Below are 13,083 nucleotides of genomic sequence, written 5' to 3'. Positions count from 1 at the left end.
CGGCGGCAGCCGCCGGGAGCGGGGATGGCGGGGACGGTAGCCGCGATCGGCGGCCGTACCTAATGGCCCGGGGTCCGACCGGGGGTCGTTTGGTGCGGCCGACTTTCGCGTCTACTGTCTCGCCATGCCAACCGGGCAGCAGGCCAAACGGCCCTGGCCCGCCGCGTGTTGATCCGTGCCGCCCAGTGCAGGCGCGACCACGTGCGGGCGGCATCCCCTTCCCCCTGAGTCCCGAGGAGCGCCGTCGTGTTCCGGCTGAGATTACGAGCGCGGCCGGCTGCCGCGCGTGACCCAAGACCGGCGTCCTGGAGCTACCAACTCCCGTGACCCGGGCCCGCTCTGAGCAAGGGCGGTTTCACCACCGGCGCGGTGCCTGCGACTTCTTCGCACGAGAGGCCGGCACCGCGTTCTCCTACGAATCCCCGAGGAGCCGCTGCGATGCAGCATGCCCTGGCACACCCGTGCCCTCATTCGCTTACGCCACCCGGTCGACCGATGCCCGGTGACCGGGGGCCGTCGTGAAGAAGACGGTCGGCGCACTCGTCGGCGTCGTCGCCTGCGGTCCGCTGGTGCTGGCCCTGCCCGTCGCGATCGTCGGCGCGGGCAACGCCTCGGCAACCACGTCCAGTTCCTGCCCTCCCGGTGGAAATCCACAGGGTGTGGATTCCTCGGCGGTGGCGGCGCAGGTCGAGGCGATCCTCAAGGGCTCCAGTCCGCTGTCGGCTCCGGCCGTGGCCGGGCTGAGCAAGCCGTCCGAGCAGATCCCCAACGCCCGGACGATCCAGGCCACCGGTGTCGCGATGCACATCCCGGTGCGCGGGCAGGTCGTCGCCCTGGCAACGGCGCTGCAGGAGAGCGAACTTCGCAACGTCAACGGCGGCGACCGGGACTCGCTGGGCCTGTTCCAGCAGCGGCCGTCGCAGGGCTGGGGCGCGCCGGAGCAGATCATGCAGCCGGTGTACGCCTCGACGAAGTTCTACGAGGCGCTGCAGAAGGTCAGCGGCTGGGAGTCGATGACCGTCACCCAGGCCGCCCAGGCGGTGCAGCGTTCCGGCTTCCCGGACGCCTACGCCAAGTGGCAGCCCTTGGCGGAGGCCCTCCAGAAGGCCCTCGCGCCGCTGCTCGGCCCCGCCTCCAGCGCCTCGCCGACGCCGAATCCGACGCCGGCACCAACGGCTGGCGCGAGCGCCGGCCCGGCAGCGGGTGGTGGCTGCGGGACGCCCACGGCGGGCGGTGACGGTACCGACTTCGGCACCATCCCCGCGGGCTCACTGCCCAACGGCTACACGGTCCCGGCCGATGCGCCGCAGCCGGTGCAGACCGCGATCCGCTGGGCGCTCGGCCAATTGGGCACCGCCTACCAGTGGGGCGGCACGTGCGCGAACTCGCACGGGGCGGACCCGATGGGCAGGTGTGACTGCTCCTCGCTGATGCAGATGGCCTACCGCTCGGCTGGCGTCTCGCTGGAGCGGACCACGTACGACCAGGTCAAGCAGGGCACCGCCGCCTCGGCGGACTCCCTCAAGCCCGGCGACCTGCTGTTCACCCGGGGCACCGCCGCCGTGCCGGAGCACGTGGGCATGTTCATCGGTTCGGGGCTGATCGTGCACGCCCCGAAGACCGGTGACGTGGTCAAGATCTCGACCCTCGCCTCGTGGCGGCCGGAGATCCTCGCCGCCCGCCGGGTCGCCTGACCAGCTTCTTCTCCCCCTCTCCCCTCCCACCTTCTTTGGGCTGCCTTCGCGCGCCCTGAACCGCTCTGGAGCCTCCCTTGTATCTCGCGGACGCAGTCGTACAGCTCGCCTACGACCCCGGCATCACCCCCAACGAGGGTGGCCTGCCCGGCCTTTCGGTCCTCAAGCAGGTGATGGGCAGCCTGAATCTGTTCGGCATCATCGCGGTCGTCGGAGCCCTGGCCGTGAGCGCCGGGGTGTGGGCCTGGGGCCACCACTCCGGCGGCCACCAGGCCGAGGCCAACGGCAAGAAGGGCGTACTCGTCTCGGCCGGCGCCGCCCTGCTGCTGGGCGCCGCGAACGGCGTCGTCTCGTTCTTCTCGACGCTTGGAAGCCAGGTCAAGTGATGCAGAAACGTTCCTTCGCCTCGGGCCCTCGCCCAGGTGGCTCCGGCGGCGCGCTGGTGCGCCGCCGGGCGCTGCTGGGCTCGCTCGTCCTGGTGGTGCTCGTCGCCTGCGCCGGCGTGCTGGCCTACGTCACCCGGGACGGGCGCGAGGCCGCCAACCCGGCTGCTGCAGCTGCGGGTTCGGCCGCACCCTCTGCGCCGGTGGCTTCGCCGTCGACGGGCGGGCATGCGAAGGCGCTGCCGGGCCCGCCTTCGACGCACGATCCGATCGCGTTCGCGAAGGCAGCGGCGGTGGCGCTGTGGTCGTACGACACCCGCTCGTCCTCGCAGCCGGAGCTGGTGGCCTCCCTCCACCGATGGCTGACCAACGAGGGGCAGTACCTCGACGCCGACTCGGTCGACCGCCTGGTCCCCTCCCCGGTGCTGTGGGGGCGGATGGCCGACTCCGGGCAGTTCGCCACCGCAACCGCGGACGAGGCGCACTTCCCGGACAGGTTCACCAAGGCACTGCAGGCCGATCCGGGGGCGATCACGCAGGCGTACGTCTACGCCGTGACCGTCTCCGGGAAGCAGTCGATCTCCTGGAACGGCGCCCCGCAGGGCGGGGCCGAGGACCGTTCGGCCACCCTCGCCGTCCAGTGCCGTCCTGACCGCCCGTGTGCCCTTGCCGGTGTGCTGCCGGCAGTGGCGCCCTGACCTCGGGAGTTCCTCGTGGACATCTGCAACCTCCCGATGGTCGCCCAGGTCTGCAACGTCGTCGACGGCATCAACTTCGTCAGCGACCCGGGCAAGAGCATCACGGACGGCATCGGCGCATGGATCGCCAAGAGCATGGGCGAGCTTGCGGCCAGCGCCGTCGACCTGTGCGCGAAGGCGGTCGACGAGACCACGGCCATCGACCTGTCGGCGCCGTGGTTCAGGGACAACTACCAGCTGATCCTGCCGATCGGGCTGATCCTGACCGTGGGCACCTTCTGCGCCCAGCTGGTCCTGGCCGCCTGGCGGCGGGACGAACGGGCGCTGGCCAAGGCCGGCTGGGGCACGATGACCGGCGTGCTGTTCGCCTTCGGCGCGATCAGCTTCACGGCGGTCGCGGTGACCGTGGTCGACGCCTTGTCGACCGGGCTGTTCCAAGCCGCTCACACCAGCGTGGCCGACGCGGTCAGGCGCATGATCAAGGTGTCCCAGTTCGGCGCCATGTTCCCGCTCGGCTGGGCGATCCCCGCTCTGGTCGCGGTCGGCAGCGCGATCGGAGCGTTCCTCTACTGGTGCGTGATGGTCGCCCGCAAGGTCGGCGTGCTGATCCTGGTGGCGCTCGCCGCCTTCGCGGGTGCCGGCGGCGGCTGGGAGGTAGCCCAGCGGTGGCGGCGCGGCTGGATCGAGGCCACCGCCACCCTGATCGTCTCCAAGCTGCTGATGACGGTGGTGTTCCTCGTCGGCGTCTCCGCGCTCGGCAAGACGGACGCCAAGGACGGCATGGCTGCCCTGTCCGACGCCCTGGCCGGTGTCGTGATCATGGTCATGGTGCTGCTGTGCCCGTACGCCGTCTACAAGTTCGTCCACTGGGCGACGGACGGCAGCGGCCACGACGACACGCACCGTACCGGCATGGCCGGCATGGCGGTCGCGGCCGGGGCGGCGAAGACCGCCGGTTCCCTGGCCATGCAGATGAGCACCGGCGTCCCGGCGCCGCAGGGCCCGGCCCAGGTCCCGGGCATGGGCGGTGGCGGTGCCGCCTCCGGCATCGACCCGACCGGCCGGATCAGCAAGGAGGGGATCGACGCTGGCCCGGCGCAGCAGCCGACGAAGTTCCGCTTCGGCGAGGACCAGAGCGCGCCCGGCGACCGCGGACGCGCCATGGTCACCCGGCCCGGCCTCCCGGCCCTGATCACCCGGGCCTCCTCCGGCAGCGGCAGCGGCCAGCCGGCATCCAGTGGTGGCCAGGACGGCGTCGCGGCCCAGCCCTCCGCTCCGTCCGTGCCGGGCGTCTCGACGGCCCCTGCAGCGCCCGCGTCCTCGGCGCCCAGCCCGGCTCCGGCGGGCCCCGGCGTCCCGGCGCCGCCCGCGCCCGCGAGTGCAGGACCGGCGCCGGCCGGAGCTCCGGCACCGGCCCGGTTCGTCTACCCGAACGGTCCCACCCAGCCTGGTTCCTGACCGGCACCCCCCATGCCCTGGGGCGGGCGGCAGCCCGCCGCCTACCCCAGGCCCACCGCCCAATCTCAAACCCTCGAAGGAGCATCCGCGATGACGTCCAGAAGAGTGCCGCGCCCCCGCCCGCCGCCCGCACGCTCATCCCTCTGGAACCCCGATGTCCTCCTCGACGCCCGACGCCACCCCCGCATCCGTCAAGTTCCCCCACCGCTCCAAGCGCGGCATCCTGCTCGGCCTGAGCGCCCCGCAACTCATCACTACCTCGGCCACCGGCCTGCTGCTGCTCGCCGTGCTCGTCACCCGGGGCGTCACCGGCGCCCTGCAGCTCATACCCCTGTGGGCCGGTGTCGCCGCCCTGGTGTTCCTCCGCTACCGGGGCCGCACCCTCGCCGACTGGGCGCCCGTCGCCGCCCGCTACGGCCTTCGCCGCCTGCGCGGCCAGCTGGTCTGGCTCACCCGCCCCTCCTCCCGCCCGGTGCGCGAGGGCCTGCTCCACCTTCCCGGCAGCGCGGCCAGCCTGCGCGTGGTCACCGCGCCCGATGGCCGCTACGGCGCCGTCCACGACCCGCACGCGGGCACCCTCACCGCGATCGTCAAGGTCTCCTCCCGCGCCTACGCGCTGCTCGACCCCGGCACCCAGAACGCCAACGTCACCGGGTGGGGGCGCTCCCTGGCAGCGCTCGCCCGAACCGGTCAGGTCGCCCGCATCCAGGTCATCGAGCGGACCGTCCCGGACACCGGCGACGCGCTTCGCCGGTACTGGGAGGAGCACGGCTGTCCCGACGCGCCGCTGGCCGGTGAGCTGTACGGGGAGCTGGTCCGGGGTGCCGGTCCGGCCGCCGCCCCGCACGAGGCGTACGTCGCCATCGCCCTGGACTTCAAGGGCGCGCGGCGGCTGATCTCCCAGGCCGGAGGTGGCCTGACCGGTGGTTTCGCGGTACTGGCCCAGCTCACCTCCGCGTTCGAGCAGTCCGCCCGCACCGGCGGCCTCGCCCCGTCCGGCTGGCTGTCCGCCGGTGAGATCGCCGCCGTGGCCCGTACCGCCTACGACCCGAAGTCCCGTGCGGCGCTGGACCGCTGGTCCGAGGACGGGCGTCCGTCCGCCGAACCGGCCGCCGCCGGCCCGGTGGTCGTGGTGGAGGAGGCCGACCACATCTCGACCGACTCCGCCCACCACACCACCTACTGGGTGGAGAACTGGCCGAGGACGCAGGTCAACGCCGGTTTCCTGCACCAGGTCATGTTCGCCTCCGGCGTGCGTCGCACCGTCTCCCTGTCCTACGAGCCGCAGGACCTCGATTCGGCGCTGCGCGACGTGCGCCGCAAGAAGGCCAGCGTGATCGCGGACTCGGCCGAGCGGGCCCGCAAGGGCCAGGTCTCCAGCGAGGCCGACTCGGTGGAGTACCAGGACATCCAGGATCGCGAGCGGCAGCTGATCGCCGGGCACGCCGACGTCGCTCTCACCGGGCTGCTGACCGTCTCTGCCGACACCGAGGACGAACTGCGCTCCGCCTGCGCCGTGGTGGAGACCGCCGCCGTGGGCGCGCAGCTCGACCTGCGCCCGCTGACCTGGCAGCAGGCCGAGGCGTTCACCGCCTCCGCGCTGCCGTTCGCCCTCGCCGCGTGATGCCGGCCCTCCCGCCTTCCGAAAGAGCACCCCTGATGCCGGCCACCACCCCCGTTGCGCAGGACTTCGTCCCGTACGCGACCGCCGCGATCGACTTCCACCGCGCGCTCAACATCCCGACCGGCCCGCTGGTCGCCTCCCGCGCTGAACTCGACTCGCTCCACGAGCACCTGGTCGCGCTGCACGGCCTCCTCGACGCCCACGCCCAGCGCACCGCGGCGCTGCTGCCGGCCGAGGGCGACCACCTCAAGGCCGCGCGCACCCGTCTGTGGCAGGCCGCCGACCACCTCCACGCCGCCTACCACGCCTCGCCTCGGCCCGGCAGCGGCGAGGTCCCTGGCCCCGAAGCCTGCCGCGCCCGTCGGCCCGAGGGCGCGCCGGAGCTGAGCATCTGCCGCCGCCACCAGGAGACCGCGCAGCTGGTGCGCCGCCGTACCACCCCCGCCGACCTGCACGCCCCGTTCACCGGCCTCGTCCGCCGCTGACCCTTCACCCCGGATTCGAGACCATGCCCAGGAACCGTGTCACCACCAGCCCCCTGTTCGTCCCGCGCAAGAGCACCCGCGCCCAACAGCGCGCCGCCCGCGCCGAGTTCGCACAGGCCCGCACCAAGGCCCGCCACGCGCAGCCCGCCGCCGAGCGCCGCGAGCACGAGGGCGCCGACCCCGAACTCCGGCCCACCTACCCGGTGTCGGGCCGCCCGGGGCCTGCCTCCGCGCGCGGCGGCAAGCTCCGCCTGCCCAAGCACCGTCTGACCACCGCCACCGCCTCGGGTGCCTACCCGTTCCTCGCGGAGGCCGGCCTCGGCGCCGAGGGGATCTTCATCGGCCGCGACCTCCACGCCGAGGGCAGTTTCTGCTACGACCCGTTCGCCCTCTACAACTCCGGCCGAATAGAGGGGTTCACGAACCCGAACGCGATCCTGTGCGGCGTCATCGGCATGGGCAAGAGCGCCCTCGCCAAGTCCATCGCCACCCGCGCCATCGCCCACGGGTACAAGATCTACGTGCCGAGCGATCCGAAGGGTGAGTGGTCGGGTCTGGCCGAGGCGCTCGGCGGTCAGACCATCGCGCTTGGCCCCGGCCTCCCAGGGAGGTTGAACCCGCTGGACGCCCCGCAGCGCCCGGACGGGGTGAGCGAGGAGGACTGGACCAGCGAGGTCCGCAAGCGCCGGCTCCTGCTGCTGGCCAGCCTCGCGGCCACCGTACTCAAGCGGGACTTGCTGCCGATGGAGCACACCGGCCTCGACGTCGCCCTGGACCTGGTCGTCGCCGACGCCGACGCTGCCGACGCGGTGCCGCTGCTCGGCGAGATCGCCCACGTCCTCGGCCGTCCCGAACGCCTCGACGCCGCCCTCGGCGGCCAGGCCGGCAGCCTCGGCCATGCCACCGACGACCTCGCGCACGCCCTGCGCCGCCTGGTCCACGGGGATCTCAGTGGCATGTTCGACGCGCCGTCCACCGTCACGTTCAACCCGGACGCGCCGATGCTCTCCATCGACCTGTCCCGCCTCGGCAGCAGCGGCGACGACACCGCCCTCGTCCTTGCGATGACCTGCGCGAGCGCGTGGATGGAGGCTGCCCTCGCAGACCCCGCCGGTGGTCGCAGGTGGGTGATCTACGACGAGGCGTGGCGGATCATGCGGCACGTCGGCCTCCTGGAGCGCATGCAGCAGCAGTGGAAGCTCAGCCGAGGACTGGGAATCGCCAACCTCCTTATCCTGCACAGGTTGTCCGACCTGCTGTCCGCAGGCGACGCCGGCTCACGTGGGCGCGTCCTGGCCGAGGGTCTCTTGGCGGATTGCTCGACGCGGATCATCTACCGGCAGGAAGCGGACCAGATCCCCGCCGCCATGGCCCTGCTGGGCCTGACCGGCGTCGAGGCCCAGGCCATCGCCGCCCTCACCCGCGGCCGGGGCCTGTGGAAGGTCGCCGCGCTCTCCTTCATCGTGCAGCACCTCCTCCACAGCCGCGAACGGGCTCTCTACGACACCGACTTCCGCATGGCCGCGTAGACCGGGCACCGCCTACGCCCACCCTCCGATGGGACAGAACCCCGTTGCGACACCCAAACTGGGGTGTCCTGGCAGCAGTTCACCGCTGCTTGGCGAAGGCGAGCTGCTTCTACAGGTAGTTGCTCACCTTGCGTGGCTCAAACGGCGGCGCCCCCAGAAGAGTTGGCCAGGGGACGCCGCCGATCTCGCCTGCCCAACGCGTGAAGACTGACGACCTACGCCTCATCACCCCGGTCGACGTCGTGCAGCGTCTCGCCAAACCGCTCCAGCGCCTCCTCCGGCCCGCAGCCGAAGGCGCGGCCGATGTACTCCCAGGTCATCAGATTGCTGCGGGCCTTGCGGCCAGCCAGCAGCGCGGTCGAACCGGCGGCGCGCTCGAACCGGGCGGCCGCACGGGCGGCGGCGTACGGCCGACTCTCCGTCAGGTCGCAGATCCGGTCCACCAGCGCCGCGACCAGCTCCTCGACCTCGCGCGGCACCACACCCTCGGCCAGGTCGACGTGCCACTCCCAGTCCGCGAAAGGCCCGGTGGCCTCGCCCACCGCCTCGGTCGCCGCGTCGTCACCGAAGTCCAACAGGTGCACCCGCTCACCCCGCCAGCCGCAGCTGCAACCACCGCGCACCGCAGCGGCCCGAGGACCATCCGCACCGTTGTAGAGCCACCAGGTGGTGCGCCCGTCCGGCAAGGGCGCCGGCTCGCTGCCGTCCGCCAACACCGCCGCCGGGAAACCCTGGTGGCGCCCGGTCTCGTCAACCCATGGCATGCCGTGTCCCTCACGTCCCTGGAGTACAGCACCAGGGTTCTCGGCCCGTGACGCAGTGTCAAGACTTCGCGACAACCGGTGGGACCCGCATCTCAAGCGGGCGCACCAGCCGCCGCACGCCGGGTCAGGCTGGCCCGGCGAAGACCAGTGGTGGACCTGGCTCACGACCACGATCAACCGCTACAGCCCGGACCGGTGCCTCTACGCGGTAGCTCCCGACGAGCCCATGGACGCCGTCGCCACCCTGACGGTGTCCCTGCCTTGGCTGCCCCGGATCAGGAGCCTGGGCGTGCCGGCAGCTTTCGCGGCCCAGGACGGTTCCGAGGTCGTCGGCCTCATCCCCTGGGACCAAACCGACGTGCTCTTCATCGGCGGCAGTACTGAATGGAAGCTCGGCCCGGGTGCCCGGAGCGTCGCCCGACAGGCAGTCGACCAGGGCATTCCTGTGCACATGGGCCGGGTCAACAGTCGACGCCGCCTGCAACTGGTTGCTCCTCGGCGGACGGCACCTACCTGGCCTACGGACCGCGAACAAATCTGCCCCGCTTGATCGGATGGCTGAACGCGGTGAACGGCACGTCCATCCAGCCGCCGTGTCAGGACACGAGACGCTCGGCCCGGCGGTCATGGGCTCTACCAGCAGATTCCGGCCGGGCCAAACTCCCTGTTCTCCGCATCATCAGCTCCGCCGGAAGCCGACCTCACGATCCCGGCCGCCTCTGTCCGTACCAGCGAAGCGGAGCCCCACTGTGCCTGCCGCCGAACCCACCCAGCTGCCCGACGTCGCCATCGGGCACCACCCGAGCCACGGCATCGTCGCCTCCCTGCCCACCCAGTCGGCCGCCGCCCAGTGGATGCTGGAGCGCCTCGACTTCCAGCGCCTGCCGGGCAACCCGAAGCTCTTCACGCTCAGCGACCAGCACCGCGAAGCCCCCGAGCGCGCCGCCTGGGCCGCCGAGCTCCTCACCGGCGCCGGCTACCGCGTCGACACCGACATGTCCCTGGCCCCGGAGAATACCGACCGGCAGCGCCGAGCGCAGGCACGGCAGGCGCACGCCACACCGGAGGTCCCCGGGCCGCAGGGCCCGCCCGCGCCGAGCACCGGGCCCGACGTCGCCATCGCCGAGCACCCGAGCCTGGGCATCGTCGCCGCCGTCAACGACGACCTGCCCTTCAACCCGGGCATCTTCCTGGAGACCGATGGCTGGCGCCACCACCGGGACCTGGACGTCTACCTGCCCCCGGCCGGTACCCGGGTCGAGACGCTCGATGCGGTGGCCCGCACCACGGTCGGGCTGCAGCGCGGCCACTTCCAGGTGGCCATGCTGCCCGGCCTCGCCAAGGAGGTCTCCGCCCGCCGCCCACCGGCCCAGCAGGCGTTCACCACGCACAAGTTCCGCGTCGACGAGGCCGCGCTCAAGGCGCACGCCGCCGCGTCGCCCGCCGTGACCGTGAGCCCGCCTCCGGCGGCAGTCGACCCGCGTATCGCCTTCGCGCGCGCCCGCTGACCACCCCCAACCCCCACCCCCAAGGAGCAGAGCGCATGGCTGTGAAGAAGGTCTGGCAGATCACCCACTCGTGCGGGCACGAGACAGCAAGGGATCTTGGTGACCGTCCGGCCGACCGCCGGGCCGGTTTCGCCCAGTGGCTGGCCAAGCAGGAGTGCACCGACTGCTGGCGCGCGGCGAAGGCCGGTGACGAGGCCGAGAAGACAGCGTGGCTGGAAGCCAAGCGCGCCGCCGAACAGGCCGAATCGGACGCCTGGTCCGAGCAGTTCCGGATGCCGCCGCTGGAGGGCACCGAGAAGGGCGTGGCATGGGGCGTGCGCTGCCGCCACCAGGTCCTCGCCGCCGCCTACACCGCCCTCGTCGCCGACTCCGGCATGCCGGAGTCCGAGTGGGAGCGGATCGAGGACCGAGCGCGCACGATCACGCGTGCCGGCTGGTGGATCGACCAGCGCGCCAGCGAACCCGGCGACATTCCCGAGCTGCTGCAGGCGGCCGTGGAGGCCGACCGCCCGACCGAGAACCCCTTCGTCTGACCCTTCCGGCGCCCTGCCCAACTGCAGGGCACCGCCCCCAACTTTCCTCCCCTGAACAGCGATTCGCGAGAGCCCTGCCATGCCCACCTCCCCTCTGTACTGCACCGTCCGGCGCACCGAGAACACCTCCGACCTGCTCTCCGAGCTCTACGACGACGATCCCGGCTTCGAGTCCTACCTGCTGGCGTCGTGGTCACCCGGTCCGCCCGCCGAGGAGGACATCGTCCTGCCGGACCTGGCGGCGCTGCTGGACGAGCCGGTGGCGCTGCGCAAGCCCCGTACCGGCCACACCCCGTCCCGGCGCCTGACCTGGCACTGCTCGATACGCAGCAGCGGCGTGCTCAGCGACGACCGGTGGTTCGAGCTGACGTGGAAGGTCCTCGACGCCACCGGCATTGAGCCGGACGGCGACCCCGACGCGTGCCGGTGGGTGGCCCTGCGCAACGCCGACGACCGGCTCGACCTCGTCGCCACCGTCATCCGCCGGGACGGCCGCTGGGCGCGGCTGCACAACGACCAGCGCTTCGCCCGGTGGGCCTGCGAGGACTTCGCCTGTGAACACGGGCTCACCTCTCGGCGCTGACGCTCGCGGGGCTGCCCGGCCGGGCGGCCCTGTACCACTGCCGTCCGGCCCGGCCAAACCGCCGGATCACCGGATTCTGTCCCCGTCAGCCCGCCCGCCGTCCGAGAGGGGACGCCGTGATCGCCCACCTGCAACGCGCCACCACCACGGCCGCGCTGATCCCCGCCCTCTACAGCCTGGACGAGCCCCACGGCCGGCTGCGCCCCAGGTTGATCGGCGCCGACTACCGCGGCGCCGACAAGCAGCTGCAGCTGCCTCTGTTCGGCGACCCGCAGGAGGTCCTCGGCGGAGGCGTACTGGACGCCCCCGCCCTGCGGATCGGCGCCCGGGCGCCCGAGAACCCGGTGTGGATGTGCTCGGTGCGCTCCGACCCCCGCCACCCGGACCTGAGCGACGCCCAGTGGGCCGACGTCGCCCGGCGCCTGGTCACCGCGACCGGGCTCGCCCCCGCCGGCGACCCGGACGGCTGCCGGTGGGCCGCGATCCGCAACGGCGACTGGTCGGTGCACGTCGTCGCCACCGTCGTGCGCGAGGACGGATACATCCACGGCACCTACCGGGACCCCTTCCACGTGCAGGCCGAGTGCACCCGCATCGCCGCCGAACTCGGCCACCTTACCCGCACCGTCACCACCGCCAAGGACCACCGGATGCCCGTCATCACCATCAGCGCCGAGCCCAGTGGCAGCGTCGTCGCCACCGGCACCAGCGACGACCTGTCGGCCACCCTGCTCCGTCACGCCGGGTTCAAGCAGATCGACGACTGGCACGGCCGCCGCCACCGGCTGCCCACCACCACGCCCCGCCCCGACGCCGCCGCCATCGCCACCCACGCCGCCGAGATGCTGCGCGCCGCCCGCTACAACGTCGACCTCGACCCCCGGCTGGAGGCCGAGCCGGTCAACACCGCAGGCCAGCAGATCCTCCATCTCACCGATCAGCTGCGCGGCAGCTCCGACTTCGCCGAACTCGCCGGGGCGCTCGACCAGCTGCTCGACCCGGACGACGGGATGCTCGTGCGCCTCCAGGAGTCCCTGGAGGCCACCTCCGAGCACATCACCGATCTCGACCCCGACCAGTTCGAGCTCTCCGACCGGTTCGGCTCCGCGTCCGACCAACTCGTCGCCGTCCAGGCCGAACTGGACGGGGCCGTCGAGGAGGTTCGGCGCGCCACGTCCGGCGCGGCAGGCACCGCCGAAGCCCGGACTGCCGACGACCTGCGCACCCGCGCTGCCCTCGCCCGCAGCACCACCGCCACCGCCGCCCCGGGCGCGCCCGCCTCCTCCACCCGGCTGCCGCCCGCGCTGGCCGCAGCGGCGGGCCTCACCAGCCGCACCCGCTGAAACGTTCTTTCCCATCAGCCCACCAAGGAGCCGTGGTGCCCGAGTACTACCCGTCGATCGGAGAAGCGGTCGGCGCCGCCATGCAGCACAACATCCGCCTCGCCCATGGCGACCGGCCACCCACAGCCGACCAGCCGCTCCAGGTCCGCTACATCCCGCCGCCCGCCGCCGACCCCTACTCGCTGCCGGGCATGGTCGTCCGGCCGGGGGAGACGGCCAGCCCCAGGGACGTGGCGGCGATCCTCGAAGAGACGACCAGCGCCCTGGTCGGCCCGCTGACACAGCTGACCGAGCCGGTCGCGGCCGGGGCCGACTGGGCCCGCGCCCGGGTGGACTTCGACCCTCCCGGCTACAACCTGCCTTACGACATGTGGACACCCCTGGCCACCGCGCACCAGGCACTCCTCGCCGTCCGGGAGGACCTGGAGGCCGCCACCGAGGGAGTCGCCGCCTGCCCCGCCGAGCCCAGCCCCTCCCGCCA

The 13,083-nt window shown here is 72.7% G+C and carries 13 protein-coding genes; 12 read left to right on the top strand and 1 reads right to left on the bottom strand.

The window, feature by feature from the left end; all coding sequences use genetic code 11:
* Positions 1-518 precede the first annotated feature (518 nt).
* The 7 genes from ABZW30_RS23265 (at position 519) to ABZW30_RS23235 (ending at position 7,871) form a co-directional block, all read left to right on the top strand.
* A complete protein-coding gene (locus ABZW30_RS23265) occupies positions 519-1,694 on the top strand; it encodes a C40 family peptidase (RefSeq protein WP_355673081.1) in 1,176 nt (391 codons plus the stop codon).
* Positions 1,695-1,771: 77 nt separating this feature from the next.
* Positions 1,772-2,080 (top strand): DUF6112 family protein, encoded by a 309-nt coding sequence (locus ABZW30_RS23260; RefSeq protein ID WP_063346628.1) that lies wholly within the window; start codon positions 1,772-1,774, stop codon positions 2,078-2,080.
* Positions 2,080-2,775 carry a hypothetical protein gene (locus ABZW30_RS23255; RefSeq protein ID WP_355673080.1) on the top strand — a complete coding sequence of 232 codons (696 nt, stop codon included), beginning with the start codon at positions 2,080-2,082 and terminating at the stop codon, positions 2,773-2,775. Before ABZW30_RS23260 ends, ABZW30_RS23255 begins: the two co-directional genes overlap by 1 nt.
* 15 nt (positions 2,776-2,790) lie before the next feature.
* Positions 2,791-4,233 carry an ATP-binding protein gene (locus tag ABZW30_RS23250; protein ID WP_355673079.1) on the top strand — a complete coding sequence of 481 codons (1,443 nt, stop codon included), beginning with the start codon at positions 2,791-2,793 and terminating at the stop codon, positions 4,231-4,233.
* A gap of 154 nt (positions 4,234-4,387) precedes the next feature.
* Complete coding sequence (locus ABZW30_RS23245; protein ID WP_355673078.1) at positions 4,388-5,857, top strand: SCO6880 family protein; 1,470 nt, start codon at positions 4,388-4,390, stop codon at positions 5,855-5,857.
* Positions 5,858-5,892: 35 nt separating this feature from the next.
* Positions 5,893-6,342, top strand: coding sequence for a DUF6238 family protein (locus tag ABZW30_RS23240; RefSeq protein WP_355673077.1), 450 nt, complete (start codon positions 5,893-5,895; stop codon positions 6,340-6,342).
* Positions 6,343-6,365: 23 nt separating this feature from the next.
* On the top strand, positions 6,366-7,871 hold the full coding sequence (locus tag ABZW30_RS23235; protein ID WP_355673076.1) for an ATP-binding protein: 1,506 nt from the start codon (positions 6,366-6,368) through the stop codon (positions 7,869-7,871).
* 215 nt (positions 7,872-8,086) lie between these two features.
* On the opposite strand, the gene ABZW30_RS23230 is transcribed toward ABZW30_RS23235, so the two are convergent.
* The gene (locus tag ABZW30_RS23230; RefSeq protein ID WP_355673075.1) at positions 8,087-8,635 is read right to left on the bottom strand and encodes a hypothetical protein; all 549 of its coding nucleotides are present in this window, start codon (positions 8,633-8,635) and stop codon (positions 8,087-8,089) included.
* 226 nt (positions 8,636-8,861) lie between these two features.
* On the opposite strand from ABZW30_RS23230, the gene ABZW30_RS23225 reads away from it, so the two are divergent.
* The 5 genes from ABZW30_RS23225 to ABZW30_RS23205 all read left to right on the top strand — a co-directional run bounded on the left by ABZW30_RS23225 (position 8,862) and on the right by ABZW30_RS23205 (position 12,602).
* Positions 8,862-9,185: a hypothetical protein gene (locus ABZW30_RS23225; RefSeq protein ID WP_355673074.1), complete on the top strand. Its 324-nt coding sequence runs from the start codon at positions 8,862-8,864 to the stop codon at positions 9,183-9,185.
* 199 nt (positions 9,186-9,384) lie between these two features.
* Positions 9,385-10,143 (top strand): hypothetical protein, encoded by a 759-nt coding sequence (locus ABZW30_RS23220; protein ID WP_355673073.1) that lies wholly within the window; start codon positions 9,385-9,387, stop codon positions 10,141-10,143.
* Between the two features lie 35 nt (positions 10,144-10,178).
* Positions 10,179-10,676, top strand: coding sequence for a hypothetical protein (locus tag ABZW30_RS23215; RefSeq protein ID WP_355673072.1), 498 nt, complete (start codon positions 10,179-10,181; stop codon positions 10,674-10,676).
* Positions 10,677-10,755: 79 nt separating this feature from the next.
* On the top strand, positions 10,756-11,259 hold the full coding sequence (locus tag ABZW30_RS23210; protein ID WP_355673071.1) for a hypothetical protein: 504 nt from the start codon (positions 10,756-10,758) through the stop codon (positions 11,257-11,259).
* A gap of 116 nt (positions 11,260-11,375) precedes the next feature.
* Positions 11,376-12,602: a hypothetical protein gene (locus ABZW30_RS23205; protein ID WP_355673070.1), complete on the top strand. Its 1,227-nt coding sequence runs from the start codon at positions 11,376-11,378 to the stop codon at positions 12,600-12,602.
* The last annotated feature ends 481 nt before the right edge of the window (positions 12,603-13,083 follow it).

The organism is Kitasatospora sp. NPDC004669 (assembly GCF_040609455.1).
Classification (GTDB): domain Bacteria; phylum Actinomycetota; class Actinomycetes; order Streptomycetales; family Streptomycetaceae; genus Kitasatospora.
Note: the sequence above shows the minus strand (reverse complement) of the source record. Positions and strands in the feature narration are given on the sequence as shown.